Here is a 17,388-nt window from a genome sequence, read left to right on the forward strand (position 1 = left end):
TTTCAACAGGGTCGGGCGAGCGGCCGAGAGGGAGGTAGGGGGGCGTTGCGGCCTCCCCGTTACCTCCAGGCCTTAATTTAGGACGTGAGTTAAGCCTCGTGAAAGGGTCGCGTCAAGGGGTCGCGCAAGGGTATGTTGCGAATCGTTGTCAGGGCGGAAGGAGCCACATGACGGGCAGTCACGGACGTACGGTGCGGGACCTGCGGCGCGGCAACCGCAGCGCCGTGCTGCAGCGGTTGTACTTCGGCGGACCCATGAGCCGCCAGGAGCTGGGCCCGGTCACCGGACTCAGCTCCGGATCCGTCAGCAACGTGGTGGGTGAACTCGTCGCGGACGGCCTCCTGGAGGAGGCCGGCATCGTCGACTCCGACGGCGGACGGCCGCGCACCCTGCTGCGGGTGGCCCCCGGCAGCGCCCACATGATCGGCGTCGACGTGGGCGAAACCCGGGTCCGGGTCGAGCTGTTCGACCTGACCCTCACCGAACTCGCCCGCGCCGAAATGCCGTTGCAGCCGCGCGGGTGCTACGACGTCGGGCCCATCGTCGACCACATCCGCACCGGCATCGCCGCCGTCCTCGCGGAGGCCGGCATCGGTACGGACCGGCTCCTGGGCGTCGGCGTCGGCGTCCCCGGCATCATCGAGCGCGCGCCCGGCGGAACCCTCGTACACGGCCAGACCATCGGCTGGGACGCGGTCCCGCTGGAGGCCCTGCTGCGCGCCACCGGCGCCCTGCCCGACGAGGTCCCGTACCTCATCGACAACGGTGCCCGCACCCTGGGCCAGGCGGAGATGTGGTTCGGGGCCGGGCGCGGGGCGCGGGAGGCGGTCGTCGTCCTCTTCGGCTCCGGCGTGGGCGCCAGCCTGGTCACCGACGGCTCGCCCGCGGGCGGCTCCCCCGACGGCACCCCCCTGGAGTGGGGGCACCTGACGGTGTCGGTGCGCGGCCGGCGCTGCCGCTGCGGCGCCCTGGGCTGCCTGGAGGCCTATACCGGCGCCGAGTCCCTGCTCGCCCGGTGGGCGGAGCGGGGCGGCGGCGCAGGCGAGGTCCAGGACGAGGAGGAAGCCCTGGCGGTGCTGCTGGCGCACGGGATGTCCGGGGACCCGGTGGCCGCGGAGGTGCTGGAGGAGACCGCGGAGTACCTGGGCGCCGGGCTGTCCGACGTGATCAACCTCTTCCAGCCCGAACGGATCCTGATCGGCGGATGGGCGGGCCTGATGCTGGGCCCGCACATCCTGCCCTCGGTCCGCGCGCACGCCAGGCGCTACTCGCTGCGCCACCCCGCCGACCGGGTCACCATCGACCTGGGCTCGCTGGGCCCCGACGCGGTCACGGTGGGCGCCGCCACCCTCCCCCTGTCGGCCTTCTTCACCACGGGCGGCCGCCGCCCGGTCCCCGCTCCCCCGACCGAACCCCCGGGCTGGCACGCCTCGTTGGCGACCCGCGGCGGGGTGGCGGGGCGCTGAGGGGGCACGGGGTCACTGGATCAGGCCGAGGTGCGGGTGGTCCGGGGATGCCGGGCAGACGTGCAGTTGCAGGTCGTAGCCCCCGGCGAGGTCGAGCAGGGTGGGGTTCCACGGCCTGTAGTTGCCGGGGGTCGACTTGGAGGAGGATCGGTCTTCGTACGGAATCCAGCCACGGGTATTGGATCCCCATTCGGACGACGCGATGGTCAGCAGCGGGTTCATATCGGTGCCGCAGGTGGGGCAGAGACGGGGGACGGGATCGGTGAGGCCCCAGCAGGTCCAGCCACCGACCTTCCATCCCGGTGCGAGGGAGAGCTCGTTCCAGTAGAACTCGTGCGGGGCGGGGAGGTAGCGGTCGTCCATCCCGGTCCCCCGCCAGCTGCTCGCGTCCGCCAGCTTCTGCTGCAGTTCCTTGCTCAGCTCCATGAAGTTGGGGTACTCGGTGATGGGCTCCGGCGCGAGCAGACACGGCTGCGGCACGTAGCCGTCGTACTCCACCGCGTACGGCTCGGGCGGCTCCGCGAGCACGTCGGTGACCTCGGCGGCGGTCCGCCAGTACAGGGCCGTCAGCGGCTTGTTGTCCGGCTCGTGGTCCCAGGGGCACCACAGCACCTGGAGCAGGTCGGCCGAGCCGGGCGGGCGCAGCAGGGGCGCGTCGCGCACGTACAACTGGGCCACGGACACCATGGCGACCGGCCCCCCTGTGTCGTGCCCCTCGTCGCAGTGCGGCCAGGGCTCGTCGGCGGGCCACAGCAGTGGCCCGCCGACCGAGCTGTCCCGTGGTGCCGGAGACCCGGAGCGGGGGTGCAACCGGATCGCCGGGCGTGCCAGCGGCGCCAGTTCGGCGAAGACCGTGGTGATGTCGAGCGGTCGCGGCGGGGTGGTGCGGCTCATTCCGGCTCCCGGTGGCGCGTCGCGGGCAGGGCTGGTGTCGAGATGCGGCGTTTGCGCGTTCCAGTCTCCCCGCGTCCCTGACGGACAGGGGCCCGCCCCTCATCCCGTGGGGCGGGCGGCCGTTCGGCTGGCCAGGGTGGCGGTCAGGGCCACGGCGAGCAGGAGGGCGGTCGCCAGGGCCAGGGCGCCGCGCGGGTCGCGGTCGAGGGTGAGCGCGCCGCCCGTCAGGGCCCCGGCGAGCAGGGTCAGTACGGTGATCAGGCGGCGCGCCGAGGCCGGGCCCCAGCGGTCCGCGGCGAGCCCGGTCAGCGCGCGGGTGACGACCGTGGTGGTCAGGTCGGGCACGGCGAGGCGGTGCACGACGCCGTTCTGCAGGCCCATGCCGAGCGCCAGCAGCACGACGAGCGCGAGCTGCCCGCCGCCGCCCTGCCGGGTGGCCAGCGCGGCGCCCACCAGCGCGGCCTGCACGGCCACCAGCGGACCGGCGAGGGCCGCCGGTTCCCGGGTGCGGCCCAGCCGACCGGCCGCCAGCGCGCCGACCACGAAGGCGCCCAGGGCCACCGCCGAGGCTCCGGCGGACAGTTCGCGGTCACCGGCGAGGGCGAAGCCGAGGAAGACGACGTTCCCCGTCATGTTGGCGACGAAGACGTGGTCGAGGCCCAGGAAGCTGACCGCGTCGACCAGGCCGCTGACGAAGGTCAGCGCGATCAGCAGCGGCGGCAGCACCCCGTGCGGGTTTCCCGCCGCCGACCCGGCCTCCCCGGTGCGCGCCGGGAAGAGCAACCCGCCGAGCCACGTCAGCACGCGCAGCACTCCGCGGCCGGGCGTGCTCATCCGCGCCGCTCCCGGCCCGTACGGGCCCCCTGGGCGCGGCGCGGCGGGCGCGGCGCGGCGGGCGCGCCTCGTGCCGGGCGGCCCCGCGGGGGGCCGGCCGTGCGCATGAGGACGGACCGGACTCCATGCGCACGCTCCCTCGGGGTCAGCGCCGATGCGCCCCGGCGCGGCGGGCCGGGGTCACGGTGGAAAGCCGGACCTGTGCCGCAACGGCCTGCCGGAATCGTATCCACCGGCTTCCCTGGACGGGTCCAGCGACCCGGCCGGGTCAGGCGGAATCGCGGACGACCAGCCGCGGCGCGAACAGCACCGGCGCGCAGGCCACCGGCGCGGCGGCATCCACCGCGAGCCCGGGCGGGCCGGGCGGTCCGGGCGGGCCCCCCGGACCACCCGGCGCCGGGGACTCGTCGAGCAGCAGCCGGACCATCTCGGCCGCCATGTCCTCCACCGGCTGGCGTACGGTCGTCAGCCGGGGGCGGCAGGCGGTGGCCGCGCTGGAGTCGTCGAAGCCGACGACCGCCACGTCGTCCGGGATCCGGCGGCCGTGTTCCCGCAGCACCAGGCACGCCCCCTGGGCCATCAGGTCGTTGGCCGCGAACACGGCGTCCAGGTCGGGGTGTTCGGCGAGCAGCCGCAGCATCGCGCGCTCGCCCCCCTCGACCGTGAAATCGGCCTCGGCGACGGCGATCGACTGCCGTCCCGCCTCGCGGAGGGCGTCCGCGCAGCCCGCCACCCGTTCCCGGCTCGCGGGTACGTCGGCGGGGCCCGAGACGACGGCGATGCGGCGGTGACCGCCCGCGATCAGGTGCCGGGCGGCGAGCGCGCCGCCGTCCCGGTGCCGCAGGTCCACCGACGGCAGGGGCACATCCGGCTCCGGCCGGGCGAAGAGGACCGCGGGCAGTCCGGCCCCCGCCAGCAGGCCCGGCAGCGGGTCGCGCGGATGGGTGGAGACCAACAGCGCGCCGTCCGCGCCGCCTTGGGCGAGGTACGCGACCAACTGCGCCCGGTCGGCATCGGTTTCCGCACACATCAGTACCGGATGTACCCCGCGCGGTCGCAGCGCGCGCACCACCCCGCTCACCACCCGGCCGAAGAACGGGTCCTGGAAGACCCGCGCGGCGAAGTCGTCCGGCGCGTCCGTTCCCGCCCCCGACACCACCAGCGCGACCGCGCCGGCCCGCCGGGTGACCAGCGAGCGGGCGGCCCGGTTCGGCACGTACCCCGTGGCGTCCACCGCGCGCTCCACGGCCCGGCGGATCGCGGGGTCCACGTTGCGGATGCCGTTGACCACGCGGGACACCGTGGCGCGGGACACCCCGGCGGCCCGGGCGACGTCCTCCAGGGTCGGCGCCGCGCCCGCCCCGGATCCCGTGCCGCCGCTCCCGCCCGTGTGCCGCCCCGTGTCCATGGCGGCACTGTATCCCCCGGTCCCGCAGCCGGGCGCGCTACACCTCCAGCCGCGTCCGGAGCGGGAGGTCTCCCGCCGTCGGCCCGGCGAACACCTCGTACCCGCCGGGTTCCGTCACCCAGTCGGCCGCCGGGGACCAGTACTGGAGGGCCCGCGCGGGGATCCGTACCACCGCCGCCACCCGCTCCCCCGGCTCCGCCTCGACCGCAGTCCAGCCCGCGAGCCAGCGCACGGGCCGTTCCACCGCCGAGTCCGGACGGGACAGGTACAGCTGGACCACCTGACGGCCGCTCCGGGCACCGGTGTTGCGCACGACGACCGTGAACCCCACCTCGTCCGGCACCCCTTGGGCGGGCAGTCTGCTCAAGCGCTCGAATTCCCAGTCCGTGTAGCCGAGTCCGTGGCCGAACCAGTAGGCGGGACTGCGGCCGGTGCGCAGCCACGCGCGGTGGCCGATGTGCAGGCCCTCGGCGTACGGCAGTCGGCCATCGGGGCCGGGGCGGGTGTCCCGGACGGGGGCGTCGGCGAGGGCGGCCGGCCAGGTGGTCGGGAGGCGCCCACCGGGTTCGCGGTGGCCGAAGAGGACGTCGGCGATCCCGCCGCCCGCCTCCTGGCCGGGGAACCAGGTCAGCAGGACGGCGCCGGCCTCCGCGCGCCAGGGCAGCTCGACGGGGCCGCCCGCGTTGACCACGACCGCCGTGCGCGGGTTGGCGCGCAGCACCGTCCGCACCAACTCGTCCTGCGGGGCGGGAAGTCGCAGGCTCTCGCGGTCGCGGCCCTCGCACTCGGTGTCGTCGGTGGTGCCGACGACCACGACGACCGCGTCCGCCGTCCGGGCCGCCGCCTCCGCTTCGGCGAGCGCGGCGGCCGGGTCCGGCGCGGGCGGTGCGGCGGCCAGTACCGTGGCCCGTCCCGTGCCGGGCGCGAGGTGCCGACGGGCGCACACGCTCACCTCCCGGCCCCGGGTGAGGTGGATCCGGGCGGTGCGCAGCGGGGGCCGCACGTGCACGACGGCCGGATCGTCCGTCTCGGGCGGGAACACCCCGTCGAGCAGGGTCCCGCCGTCCACGGTCAGCCGCATCCTCCCGAAGCCGCCCAGGCCGAGCGCCCAGTCGCCGCTCACGGAGGGACGGAGTACGACGGCCAGCTCGATCGCGTCGGCTCCGGGAGGCAGTTCGGGCTCCAGCACCCGGCCGGAGGGCCGGCACACCGAGTACAGGACGGCTCCCCGGGCGTCGAGGACGCGCAACCGTACTCCCGGCTCGCCCGTCTCCGGATCGCGTGCGAGCCCCCGCCCCACGGGTACCGGACCGGCTCCCCGCAGGACCGGGCCCGGCGCGTGCAGGAACCGCACGTGCGGGGGCAGCGCCTCCCTGATCCCGTCCAGCGGGCTCACCACGCGGTGGGGGAACACCTCGGCGCTGCCGCCGCCCTGCGCCCGGGGCGCCGCGGCGTGCACCCCGATGACCGCCACGCTCCGCAGCCGCCCCGCGTCGAACGGCAGCACCCCCCGGTTCTCCAGCAGCACGGCACTGGCCGCCACGGCATCCCGCAACACCGCCGCCACGGCATCCGCCTCCGCCTCGGCCCGGCCGGACGCGCCGGGAGCGGGGGCCTTGGCCTCGGCGCACCTCGGGACGCCGGCAGTTCCCCCCGCGACTCCGGCGACCCCGGCGCCCGCGCCCGCTGTCGCCACCGCCGCGCAAGGGCCGGACCCGGGCGCCCCCTCGTCCCGTTCCCCCTCCCCGCCGGGACCGCCCACCGCGCCCACGCGCGTCGCCAGGCGGAGCAGGCGGCGGGTCTTGTCCGCCACGGCTTCCCGCGGGACCAGGCCCGAGCGGACGGCCCGGACCAGTTCCTCGCCCCACGGCCCGCGGGGCCCCGGCATCACGAGGTCCTGGGCCGCCGATCCGGCGGCGGCCGTGGAGCGGACCGCGCCCCAGTCGGAAACCACGACCCCGTCGAAGCCCCACTCCCCCTTCAGCGGGTCGGCGAGGAGCGAACTCTCGCTCATGCTGACGCCGTTGACCCCGTTGTACGCCGACATCACCAGCCAGACCCCGGCCCGCACGGCCGCTTCGAAGGGGGCGAGGTACAGCTCGCGCAGCACCCGTTCGCCGATCCGGGCGTCCAGGGTCAGCCGGTCGGTCTCCGAGTCGTTGGCCACGTAGTGCTTCGCGGTCGCCGCGACCCCCCGGGACTGGATGCCCCGGATCAGCGCCGCGCCCGTGCGCCCGGCGAGCAGGGGGTCTTCGGAGAAGCACTCGAAGTGCCGTCCGGCGAGGGGGCTGCGGTGCAGGTTGAGGGTGGGCGCGAGCAGGACGTCCACGCCCTTGCGCCGGGCCTCGTCACCGAGGAGCGCGCCGAGGCGGCGTACCCGGTCCTCGTCCCAGAGGGCGGCGAGCGCGGTGGCCGAGGGCAGCAGGGCCGAGGTGTCGAACTCCTCCCAACCGGGTCCGCGCACCCCGGCCGGCCCGTCCGAGAAGACCATCTGCCGCAGCCCGAATTCCGGTTCGGCGGCGGTCCGCCAGGTGTCCGCGCCGGTCAGCAGCCGGACCTGCCGGTGCAGATCCGGTTTACCGGCGAGCCGTTCCTCGTCGTCGCCACCGCCGCGCATGCGGGCCCCTTCACGTCGGATGATCTGGGAGAGCGCTCTCCCAGATCATCCGGGGCTCCGCAGGCACTGTCAATGGCGGCGAACGCGCAGCGAACGACGCTCAGTTGACCGTGACGGTCACGGTGGGCGACACGGCATCGCCGACCATCACCCGCAGTTGCTCCTTGCCCTTGTCGCGGAAGGTGTTGTCGAACGCGAAGCTGCTCCCCTGCTTGACGGCCGTACTCGCCCGCAGCGTCGTCCACTTGGCGCCGTACTTGTGCTGGAGCACCACCTTGGTGCCGACCGGCACTCCCTTGGTGCGGCCCGTGAAGCTGACCTTCTCGCCCCTCTTCACCGTGGCGGGGGTCGCCGTGAGCGTCACTGCCGCGGTGGCCGACTGCGACGAGGAGGCGGTCGGCTTGGGGGTCGCCGCGGCGGAGGCGAAGGTACCCGCCCCTGCGGCCGCCAGCAGGGCCGCCGACAGGGCGGCGACGGCGGCCATCCGCAGCCGTCGCGCGCACGGCGTTCGCGGGTCGTACGGAGGGCGCAGATCGGTCGGTGTGGTGTTCACATCGGACTCCCGTCGTGACGGACTCCCCCATGTGGAGCGAAAACCACCGCTATGCGGCGATTGACGCGGCTCCGATGCTACGGACCCCCATCGGCGCGTGTCGACTCGATCATGGCCGGATCCGCCTCCCCCAGGGATCCGCGGCTTCGTCCGCCCAGCAGGCTCCGGCTTTACCGCCCGCGCCGGTCCGGTGAGCGCCGGTTCAGTGCCGCGCGGCTGATCCAGTAGGTCAGGATCAGCCCCCAGAACAGCGGGACGGCCAGTGCGCCGACCACCCCGGCACCGAGCGACGGCAGGGCCATGACGACCACCGAGTAGGCCGCCATCACCGCCACGGCCACCGCCATCGCGACGACCGGCGGGCAGCCGCGCGCGGTGAGCAGGAGGGGCCGCCGCAGCCTCGGGGAGAGCTTGCCGCGCTGCCACAGCGCCCAGCCCGACCACAACGCGAGCAACAGCACCGCACCGGTCACGGTGGCGGCGGCCCTGGCCCCGCCCCCGGCGCTCTGCGGGGCGCGGCCGACGAGGGAGACGACGAAGCCCAGCAGGGCGGGCCAGCGCCCGCCCGCCGCGATGCCCCAGGCCATGGCCTCCAGGTTGAACCGGGCGTGCCGGTCCTCCATGTCGAGGGCGGCCGATGCGACGAAGCCCTCGGCGGCGCGGGTCCAGGCGGCCCGGCTGAACCAGCTGCGCCGCATGTCGAGCGTGGCCAGGTTGTTGTGGGCCTCGCTGTTCTCCGGATCCAGGCGCAGGGTGGTCTCGTAGGCGAGCCGGGCGGTGGCGCGGTCGCCGAGGCGGTGGGCGAGCAGCCCGACCATGAAGTGGGCGCTCGCCGCCTGGGGTTCGAGTTCGGTGGCCCGGCGCGCGGCGAGGTAGGCCTCGTGGCGGCGGCCGCGCTGGCGGCTCTGCTCCAGGACGACGGCGAGGCAGTGGTGGCCGCCCCAGAAGTGCGGGCTGAGGGCGATGCAGCGGTGCGCGGCCTCCTCGGCCTCGGCGAACCGGCCCAGTCGGACGAGGGTGTCGACCCGCACGAGCCAGGCGTAGGTGTCGTCGGGGGCGACGCGCAGGGCGTCGTCGACACATGCCAGCGCGCCGGGCAGGTCGCCGAGCGAGCGCCGGCAGCGGGCGAGCAGGATCAACGCCCGCCCATCGTCGGGATGCTGGGCCAGACGGGCACCGGCGAGCGCCGCGGCCTGGGCGAAGCGGCCGAGGTCGTGCAGCGCGTCGGCGCGGTCGAGGCCGCCGTCGTCGACCGGGTCCGCGCGGGGCGGTTCGGCGGTCATGCGATCTTCTTCCGGTCATGGAGGACGGTCACCAGCGCCGGGACGAGTCCGGTCCAGAACACCACTTGCGGCACGCCGCGCTGGGTCCAGGGGACGACGGCGAGCAGGACGCCGGCGAGCGTGGCCCAGGCCGCCTGCGCCAGGACGACGCGGGCCCAGGGTTCGCGTGCGATCAGCGGGCGTACGCTGAGCCGTGCGCCGAGCCGCATCCGCCGGTAGCGGCGCCAGGCGCCGAAACCCCAGACCGCGCTCATGAGGACGAGCGCCCACAGCCGCATGCCGATCGGCAGCGGCAGCGCCTTGGGCGTCTCGCCCTCGGTCGGGAAGACGTCCAGGGCGGCCGCGGCGATGGCCAGACAGGCGAGGGCGAGCCAGCGCGTGCCGCGCAGCATCCGGTAGACGGCGGCGTCGAGTCCGGAGCGCAGGTCGGCCGAGCCGGGTACGGCGGCCAGCGCGGCGGCGAAGGTGTCGGCGGCCCGCGCGGCGCTGGTGCCCGGCTTGTCGGCCTCGCGGCGGGCGAGGTAGGGCACGGCGAAGGTGTTGGAGGGGTCCATGCCGAGCAGGGTGGCGCGGGCCTTCGCGGCGGCTTCCTCGCGTCCCGTCTCGGTGGCGACGTAGAGCAGCACTTCGCAGACCCAGGTCTCCTCGGGTCCGAGGCGGGCGGCGGCGAGCGCCTCCTCCCAGGCCTCGTCGGGGCGCTTGGGTTCGACGAGCATCAGGATCTCGGCGCGTCCGGCGCGGGCGAGCCAGTTGTCCGGGTCGATCCGGACGGCCCGTTCCATCATGTCCAGGGCGTCCGCGTAGCGGCCGACGCGGCGCAGGCAGAAGGAGCGGACGAAGTAGGCGTCGTAGTGCTCGGGGTCGCGGACGAGCACCTCGGCGGTGGCGTCGTACGCCTGCTGGTAGTCCCGGAGCTGGAAGTGGGCGCGGGCGAACCAGACCCGGGCGAACAGGTCTTCGGGATCCTCGGCCAGGCGGCGCCCGAGCACCTCCAGGGCCCGGTCGGCGCGGCCCGCCTCGACGAGGGCCACGCCCTGCTCGGCGAGCGGGTCCCGCCCCGGCCGCGGTGGCACGGTGCGCTGTCCGGTCACAGTTTGCGCTTCTTCTTCAGGTAGGCGAGCAGGTCGTCGTACATGCCGCCGTCGTTGGCGAACATGGCCACGTTGCGGGCGGAGGCGAACCAGGGCTCGCTGGAGGGGCGGATCTGCTTCGCGGCGGAGAGCAGGTCCTTCATGCCGATCATGCGGACGGTGCCGGTGCGGGCGGAGTCGAGCAGGGCCGTCTCGGCGGCCGTCTCGCAGACGTGGGCGAGGTCCGCGCCGGAGAAGTCCTCGGTGGCCTTGGCGAGTTTGCCGAGGTCGACGGCTTCGATGGGGCGTTCGCGCAGGTGGTAGCGGAGGATCGCCTCGCGGGCGGCGGCGTCGGGCGGCAGGACGAGCAGCGTCCGGTCGAGCCGTCCGGGGCGGCGCAGCGCGATGTCGACGTCCCAGGGGACGTTGGTGGCGGCGAGGACGAAGACGCCCTCGTGGGCGCCGCTGCCGACCCCGTCCAGTTCGGTGAGCAGCTGGTTCACGACGTTGCGCAGGCCGCTGTGGGCGGTACGGCTGCGCTTGGCGCCGAGGGCGTCCAGTTCGTCGAGGAAGACCACGCAGGGCGCCTGCCGGCGGGCGGTCTCGAAGATGTCGTGGACGTTCTTCTCGGACCGGCCGATCCACATGTCGAGGATGTCGGAGAGCGAGATGGACATGAAGCTCGCGCCGAGTTCACCCGCGACGGCACGTGCGATGAAGGTCTTGCCGCAGCCGGGCGGACCGTAGAGCAGCAGGCCGCCGCGCAGGCTCTTGCCGTAGAGCTTGCGCAGTTCCGGGTTGCGCATGGGGGCGAGGAAGGCCGCTTCGAGGCGGTCCTTGACCTCCTGCATGCCGCCGACGTCGGCGAGGCGCACGGTCCCGGGCGCGTCGATGTCCCAGGGCGAGTCGTCCCCGTCGCTGTCGTCCTGGCCGTCGCTGGTGAGGGGGCGTTCGGGGGCGTCGCCGGTGGGGTCCGCGACGAAGCGGGGGCCGACGACCCCGCCGAGTTCCTGTTCCGCGGCGGCCCAGTCGAAGCGGGGCGCGGGGGCCGGTCCGGCCGGGGGCCCGGCCGGAGCGGCGGTCTCCGTCGGCGCGGGGGCCGGTGCGGGGCCCGGTGCCTGGGTGTTCGCGGGGGCGGCGGGCGCGGCCGCGGGTCCGGCCGGGGGCAGGCCCATCGCACGGGCCATCAGGGCGCGGGCGTCGGCGTCGCCGGGGGCGTGCTGGAGGGCCACCGCGGCCTCGGCCACGGCGGCGTCGGCGCGGCCCGCCGCGAGCAGCAGCTCGGCGAGGTGCAGGCGCAGCGGGACGTCCTCGGGCGCGGCGGCCACCGCCGCGCGCAGGCTCCGGATCAGGGGGGACTCGTGGGACTCGTCGGACATGGCTTCACCCTATGGAGTGAACCCGACGTGACGAAACGCGGCCCCCGTTGACGCGGCCCCGTTGACGGGGCCCGCGGTGTGCCGCCGGCGCTCGACGGGTGATCATGGCCGTCCGGGCCGCGGCGGCGCGTCCCGCGCACACCGTCCCGTGGGAGGCAGCACATGGCAGGTACGGTCCCGGCTCCGGCCCCCGCCGCGGGCACCGCTCCGGTCACCGTCGTCACCGGGGGCGGCAGGGGCATCGGCGCGGCGGTCTGTCGGCGGCTGGCCGCCGAGGGGCACCACGTGGCACTGGGCTACGTCGGTGACACCGCGGCCGCGGAGGCGACCGCGGTGGCGGTACGGGCGGCGGGCGTGCGGTGCGTGACCGTACGCGGGGACACCTCCGTCGAGGAGGACGTGGACCGCCTCTTCGACGTCGCGCGGGCCGAACTGGGCCCGGTGACCGGGCTGGTCAACAACGCCGGGGTGACGGGCCCCCTCGGCCGTCTCGCGCACGCCCGTACCGCGGACCTGCGGCGCGTGCTGGACGTGAACCTGCTCGGCTACCTGCTGTGCTGCCGCCGGGCGGCCCGCGATCTGGCGGCCTCGGGCGGCGGGGCGATCGTGAACGTCTCCTCGGCAGCCGCCACCCTCGGGGCGCCCGGGGACTACGTCCACTACGCCGCCTCCAAAGCGGGCACAGACGCGCTGACGGTGGGCCTGTCCAAGGAACTCGGGCCGGACGGGATCCGGGTGAACGCCGTGGCGCCCGGCATCATCGACACCGACATGCACGCGGCCATGGGCGATCCGGACCGCCCGGCCCGCTCCGGCCCCGGCATCCCGCTCGGGCGGCCGGGGCGGCCCGAGGAGGTCGCGGCGGCGGTCGCCTGGCTGCTGTCCGCCGACGCCTCGTACACGACCGGTACCGTGCTGCGCGTCTCCGGCGGGCGCTGACCCGGCGCACCGGGCGGGTCCGGCGGGACTACCTCCCCGCCGCCCGGCCGCCCCGCCCGATCAGCCCGTGTGCAGGATCCGGAAGCGCTCCGGGTCCGCCGGATCCCGGTCGACGACCTGGACGGGAGCCAACTCCCACTGCCACACGCCGGTGTCCGCCGTGCGCGTGAAGCGGATCCGCCCCCGGGTTCCCTCGACGTCGACGTGCGGCCAGAACGCGACGACGCTCGCGCGGTCCGCGCCGTGGGCGCGCAGCAGACCGGCGAGGACGGCCACCGTGTCGTAGCCCTCGAAGGCGACGAACGAGGGCGCCTCACCGAGCCGTTCGCGCAGGACCGACGCCACGCGTGCGCCCGCCGGGCCGAGCCGGTCGGGCAGGTAGCGCAGGAACGGGACCGCGGCCCCGGCGCCGCCCAGCAGCTCCGCCCAGTCGGCGAACTCCGGCTGCCCGGCCGGAGCCCCGATCAGCACGTCCGCGAGGCGCCGGTCGGCCCGGACGGCCCGGACCAGCGGTACGGCCGGTTCCGGGTGGCCGGCGAGCAGCAGCAGGGCGGTCGCGCCGTGGTCGACGAGTGCGTCGCACACCGCCGCGGGGGTGCGCTCGCGCGCATCGAGTTCCACGACGGTGGCGCCGCGGGGCGCCAGGTGCTCGCGCAGGATCCGCCTCCCGGACGTCCAGTACGCGCCCGGATCGGCTGCCACGGCGATGCGGCGGTGGCCCGCGCCGAGGAGGAAGTCCGCGTACGTCCGCCAGCCGCGGGACTGCGCCGGGGCGAGGCGGGCGACCCACCGCGTCGGCCCGTCGGTGAGCGCGTCGATGACCGCCGAGGAGCAGAGGAACGGCACGCCGAGGGCGTCGGCCCTGGCCGCGACGGCGCGCGCCACGACGCTGTGGTACTCGCCGGCCAGGGCGGCCGCGCCGAGGCCCACCAGCTCGTCCACGGCCGCCGCGGCCCGCAGCGGATCGGCGGCGGTGTCTCGGACCACCAGTTCGAGCGGCCGTCCGGCGATGCCGCCGGCGTCGTTGACCTCCCGGACGGCGAGTTCCAGTCCCGCGAGCAGGTGGCGGCCCGCGGCAGTCCAGCCGGGCCGCGTGAGCGGAACGAGGGCGCCGATCCGGACGGGCGAACCGTCCCCCTCGGCCCGTACCGCTCCGGTGGTCCCTGGTGACGTGGTCATGTGGGGTCTTCTCCCGTGGGGTGAGGTGCCGGCCGGGCACCGGCGGGCACGGTCAGCGCCCTTCCAGCGCGGCACGGGTCCGGGGTCCGTAGACGCCCATGGGGTCGCCGGTCAGGCCGCGGTCCCTCTGGAACTGGGCGACTCCGCGCCGGGTCCGGTTGTCGTAGACGCCGGTGGTGGAGACGTACGTGAACCCCTGCCCGAAGAGCCGTTCCTGCAGGGCGCGCACCGCGGCCCCGGAGTCACCGGGCCGCAGAGTGCCGTCGCCGGCGGAGGCGGACGCGCCCGGGTTCGGGGTCGGGGTCGGGGTCGCGGAGGCCGGGGCGACGGGGTGGGCCGAGCGGCTTGGTGCCGGGGCGGCGGAACCGGTGCCGACCGACGGGGCGGACGCGGAAGGACGTACGGACCGGGTCGGGGACGCGTCGGGTTCCCCGGCCCCCGGGCTGCGGGCCAGCAGTCCCGGGGCGCTCACCCCGGGCGGTCCGACCGGGCTCGGCGGGTCCGCGGGCGGGGAGTGGAGCAGGGTCAGCAGGGTGCCGGTGGTGAGCAGCGCGAGGAGGCCGAGGACCACCAGGGCGTTGCGCGTACCGCGTTCGCGGCGGGCGGCCCCGGGCGTGCCGGACCGTGCGCTGCCCCCGGGCGGGACGTAGCGGAGGGCTTCGTCGGGGAGCGGGCGCATGCCGGGGGCCCGGTCGGGGGCGAAGGCGGGGGCGGGCGCCGTGCCGTCACCGGGCGTCAGGTCCCCGGACGTCCCCCGGTCGAAGGGGACGGCGGCCGGGTCGTGCTGCGGCCACACCGGGTCGCCCGTACGGCGCGGGGCCGGCCGGCGGCCCGGCCGGCCGCCGGGGGCGACGTAGGGGCGTACGAGCAGCCGGTCGTCGACGACGGAACCGTCCTCGTCAGGGTGGTGGGGCACGGTCGTCTCCAGGCAGGGACAGCGGTCAGGGGCCGGCCCCTGGGGTCAACGTAGCGCGCACCCGGCGCGGCCCCGACGGCGGGGCCGGAACGTTCCGTTCACACCGGCCGGGCTCCCTCGCCGACCTCCGCGTGCCTAGGAGGCGGGTGATCGGCCGCACTCTTTCTCCCGGGAGGCACCCGGGTCAAGCCCGTTGTCCGGAATCCGAGATCTGCTGCGGTTTTCCCCTTCGCGACCCGCTGACCAGCGGTGTGTTGGTGGCGGCCCGTCACCGGGAAGACAACCGGAGGGGCGTCATCGCCCGTGCGGTGGTGCGGTGTCCGACCGTGAGCCGGGTGCCGGGCTGTGGCCCGACCGTCCCGCCGTCACCCGTAAGCGGTACGGACCCCGTCGTCCGGGGCCCGCATGCGGCATGGTGGTGGGATGCAGTTGCGCCGGGCCGTCCCCCTGTCCCTCGCCGTCCTCCTCGCCGGCACCGGATGCGTCTCCGGCGGTACGGGAGGGGCCCAGCAACCGGCTCCCTCCCGTACCGCCGAGACTCCCGCGCCCCCTTCCGGCGGGATCGCCCCGCCCGCCCGCGCCGGGGAACCCACGGGCGCACTGTTCGGGGAGACGGGCCCGGCGCCGACCGTCCGGCACTCCCCCGGGACCGATGCGGGCGTGGGCCCCGACGCGTCCGGGCCCACGCCGCCGCGCCGGGCCGCGGAGCGCGCCGGGAAGCCGTCGGCGCCCCGGCGCACGTCCCCCCACATGCCCGCGCCGTCCCATCCGCGCCGGCACGCGGCCCCGCCGCCCGCCCGCGTCCCCGGGCAGCAGGACATGGACGACCTGTGCTCGGTCGCGGAAGCGGCCGAGGGGACCGTCCCTCCCTCGGTCATGGACCTGTGCGTGGGCCGGTCCGCCGACTGAACGCCCCGGGCGCTGCCGGGCGGTTCGCGGAAACCGGTCGACCGATCTGCCGATCGTCCGCCGCCCGGCCGGGGTTCCGCCCCGCCGGTGCGTAGGCTGCTCCGATGAGACGCGTTCTGGTGGTCGGGATCAGTGGCGCCGGCAAGTCGACGCTGGCGGCGGAGCTGAGCCGGCGGCTCGGGGTGCCGCACCACGAGATGGACGCACTGCACTTCACCGGTCCGGGGTGGGCCGTCAACGACTCCTTCGTGCGCGATACGGCCCGCCTCGCGGCGGGGGACGGCTGGATCTTCGACTCGCTCGGCTATCCCGCGGTGCGGGACCTGCTCTGGGAGCGGGCCGACACCGTCGTCTGGCTGGACCATCCCCGCCGCGTGATCATGTGGCGGGTGGTGCGGCGCTCCCTGCGCAGGACCGTGCGCCGTGAACGGATCTTCGGCGGGAACGTCGAGGGCTGGCGCGGCTGGCTGCGCGCCGACCACCCGGCGTGGTGGGCCTGGTCGCAGTACGGCGCCCGGCGCGCCGAGATCGCCCGCCGCGCCGTCGACCCCCGCTTCGCCCCGCTGCGGCTCGTCCGGCTGCGCGACCAGGACGCGGTGACGGCCTGGCTGGGGCGATCGGACGAGGCCCGCCGGGGAGCAGCGGGTGGAGACTCACCGGACACCCCTTAGACGGACCGGCTCCGGCGGAGCGGCCGGATCGTCGCGAGGGGCGTCCGGGCGGACGCGGCGCCGGAGGCGGGGAGGCGGGCCGCCCGCGGGGCGGGGCGCAGGCGGCGCAGGGCGCTACGGGCGTGCTGCCCGCGGCGCCGCCATTCGGCGCGCGGGATCCCCGCGCGCGGCCCGCCCCCGGTGATCAGGGCGTTCACCGGGGCGTGCGGGTCGGCGGCCATCCCCTTGGCCACCAGGACGCCGACGACCAGCGGGAGCAGGGCCACGGCGAGGGCGGACCCGGCGGTGGTCGCGTTCCGCAGGCGGGGGTGGCGGGTACGGGGAGCGGCGTCGGGTGTCATGGCCTCATTCGACCAGCGACAGCCGTGCGGGACATCGGGCGGCGTACTCAGGTCGCGGGGCGTGCGGTACTCATGGGGTACGGCGCTCGGGCGGTGCGCCATCCAGGCGGCGCGGTATCCGGGCGGCGCGGACCGGAAGGGCGGGAACGGCATGGCGGACGTGGCGGACGGCGGCGGGTTCGAGCCCGCGACGGGCGACGGACCGGCGCCCACGGGCGGGCCGGCGGCGGCGAAGGCCCGGGCCGCGGAGGTGCGTACGGCCTACGAGGGGCTGCTCGCCGTGCGCCGGATCGTGGCCGGCGGCCCCTCGGGCACCGGGGCGGCCGACCCGGTGGACGGCGAGGGCCCGGAGGCCGTCCCGGCCCCCTGGGAGCTGCGGCGGATGCCGCGCGCGGTGGCGCTCGTCCTGGAGGCGTCGGGTTTCGCGCCGTCGGCGCTGGACGCGGCGGGCGGGCGCGCCGCCACCGGCTACCGGGTGCGGGCGGCCGAGGACCCGGAGCGGGTCGAGGTGAGCTGGGTGGGCCCGCCGGGCGGTGGGGCCGCCGGGGAGGAAGAGGAGCGGCTGACGGCCTGCGCCCGGGTGCTGCGGAGCCACGGCTGGGAGTGCCTGCTGTACCGGGGCCCGCGCCGGCGCCGTTTCCTGGAGGTGGAACCGCGCCGCTGAGCGCCCGCCGGGCAGTGGGCGGCCGCCGGGGCCGCGCCGCCGGGAAATCCGGTGTCGTGCGCGCCCGGCGTGGTGCACGCTCGTCGGATGAGCATGATGGACGCGGTCGCGGCCCGGGTCAGCGGCGGCGAGACGGTGGAGTTCCGGCCCCGGGGGACCTCGATGGTCCCGCTCGTCCAGGACCGGCAGCCGGTCGTCGTCGCGCCGGTGGATCCGGCGCGGATCGAGGTCGGCGACATCGTCCTCGCCCGGGTCGGCGGCGGGG

The 17,388-nt window shown here is 76.2% G+C and carries 16 protein-coding genes; 5 read left to right on the top strand and 11 right to left on the bottom strand.

Going from position 1 to position 17,388, the window contains the following annotated elements:
• Positions 1–167 precede the first annotated feature (167 nt).
• Complete coding sequence (locus AC0693_RS15915) at positions 168–1,466, top strand: ROK family transcriptional regulator (RefSeq protein WP_469319735.1); 1,299 nt, start codon at positions 168–170, stop codon at positions 1,464–1,466.
• A 12-nt stretch (positions 1,467–1,478) separates the two neighbouring features.
• Here the strand turns inward: AC0693_RS15915 and AC0693_RS15920 are convergent, their stop codons facing one another.
• The 8 genes from AC0693_RS15920 to AC0693_RS15955 form a co-directional block, all read right to left on the bottom strand.
• Positions 1,479–2,360, bottom strand: coding sequence for a YwqG family protein (locus AC0693_RS15920; protein ID WP_478802125.1), 882 nt, complete (start codon positions 2,358–2,360; stop codon positions 1,479–1,481).
• A gap of 99 nt (positions 2,361–2,459) precedes the next feature.
• Positions 2,460–3,194: a YoaK family protein gene (locus tag AC0693_RS15925; RefSeq protein ID WP_469332002.1), complete on the bottom strand. Its 735-nt coding sequence runs from the start codon at positions 3,192–3,194 to the stop codon at positions 2,460–2,462.
• A gap of 268 nt (positions 3,195–3,462) precedes the next feature.
• The gene (locus tag AC0693_RS15930; protein WP_478802126.1) at positions 3,463–4,602 is read right to left on the bottom strand and encodes a LacI family DNA-binding transcriptional regulator; all 1,140 of its coding nucleotides are present in this window, start codon (positions 4,600–4,602) and stop codon (positions 3,463–3,465) included.
• A 37-nt stretch (positions 4,603–4,639) separates the two neighbouring features.
• Complete coding sequence (locus AC0693_RS15935; protein WP_478802127.1) at positions 4,640–7,219, bottom strand: glycoside hydrolase family 3 C-terminal domain-containing protein; 2,580 nt, start codon at positions 7,217–7,219, stop codon at positions 4,640–4,642.
• Positions 7,220–7,319: 100 nt separating this feature from the next.
• On the bottom strand, positions 7,320–7,772 hold the full coding sequence (locus AC0693_RS15940; RefSeq protein ID WP_478802128.1) for a hypothetical protein: 453 nt from the start codon (positions 7,770–7,772) through the stop codon (positions 7,320–7,322).
• Between the two features lie 170 nt (positions 7,773–7,942).
• A complete protein-coding gene (locus AC0693_RS15945; protein ID WP_478802129.1) occupies positions 7,943–9,055 on the bottom strand; it encodes a tetratricopeptide repeat protein in 1,113 nt (370 codons plus the stop codon).
• A complete protein-coding gene (locus AC0693_RS15950) occupies positions 9,052–10,146 on the bottom strand; it encodes a tetratricopeptide repeat protein (RefSeq protein ID WP_469319744.1) in 1,095 nt (364 codons plus the stop codon). Before AC0693_RS15950 ends, AC0693_RS15945 begins: the two co-directional genes overlap by 4 nt.
• Positions 10,143–11,504: an ATP-binding protein gene (locus tag AC0693_RS15955; RefSeq protein ID WP_478802130.1), complete on the bottom strand. Its 1,362-nt coding sequence runs from the start codon at positions 11,502–11,504 to the stop codon at positions 10,143–10,145. The genes AC0693_RS15950 and AC0693_RS15955 overlap by 4 nt, the downstream gene beginning before the upstream one ends.
• Before the next feature lie 162 nt (positions 11,505–11,666).
• On the opposite strand from AC0693_RS15955, the gene AC0693_RS15960 reads away from it, so the two are divergent.
• Positions 11,667–12,443: an SDR family NAD(P)-dependent oxidoreductase gene (locus tag AC0693_RS15960; RefSeq protein ID WP_478802131.1), complete on the top strand. Its 777-nt coding sequence runs from the start codon at positions 11,667–11,669 to the stop codon at positions 12,441–12,443.
• A 60-nt stretch (positions 12,444–12,503) separates the two neighbouring features.
• Here the strand turns inward: AC0693_RS15960 and AC0693_RS15965 are convergent, their stop codons facing one another.
• Both AC0693_RS15965 and AC0693_RS15970 read right to left on the bottom strand, forming a co-directional pair.
• On the bottom strand, positions 12,504–13,622 hold the full coding sequence (locus tag AC0693_RS15965; protein WP_478802132.1) for an ABC transporter substrate-binding protein: 1,119 nt from the start codon (positions 13,620–13,622) through the stop codon (positions 12,504–12,506).
• A gap of 52 nt (positions 13,623–13,674) precedes the next feature.
• The gene (locus tag AC0693_RS15970) at positions 13,675–14,538 is read right to left on the bottom strand and encodes a peptidoglycan-binding domain-containing protein (protein WP_478802133.1); all 864 of its coding nucleotides are present in this window, start codon (positions 14,536–14,538) and stop codon (positions 13,675–13,677) included.
• Between the two features lie 423 nt (positions 14,539–14,961).
• Between AC0693_RS15970 and AC0693_RS15975 the strand changes: the two genes are divergently transcribed.
• The gene (locus tag AC0693_RS15975) at positions 14,962–15,447 is read left to right on the top strand and encodes a hypothetical protein (protein WP_478802134.1); all 486 of its coding nucleotides are present in this window, start codon (positions 14,962–14,964) and stop codon (positions 15,445–15,447) included.
• Positions 15,448–15,551: 104 nt separating this feature from the next.
• Entirely contained in the window at positions 15,552–16,118 is a 567-nt protein-coding gene (locus AC0693_RS15980) for a P-loop NTPase family protein (protein ID WP_478802135.1), read from the top strand.
• On the opposite strand, the gene AC0693_RS15985 is transcribed toward AC0693_RS15980, so the two are convergent.
• Entirely contained in the window at positions 16,115–16,459 is a 345-nt protein-coding gene (locus AC0693_RS15985; protein WP_356414868.1) for a hypothetical protein, read from the bottom strand. The two genes, AC0693_RS15980 and AC0693_RS15985, sit on opposite strands and share 4 nt — an antisense overlap.
• Before the next feature lie 151 nt (positions 16,460–16,610).
• On the opposite strand from AC0693_RS15985, the gene AC0693_RS15990 reads away from it, so the two are divergent.
• Positions 16,611–17,123: a hypothetical protein gene (locus tag AC0693_RS15990; protein ID WP_478802246.1), complete on the top strand. Its 513-nt coding sequence runs from the start codon at positions 16,611–16,613 to the stop codon at positions 17,121–17,123.
• The last annotated feature ends 265 nt before the right edge of the window (positions 17,124–17,388 follow it).

Source organism: Streptomyces sp. NPDC043876 (assembly GCF_056435825.1).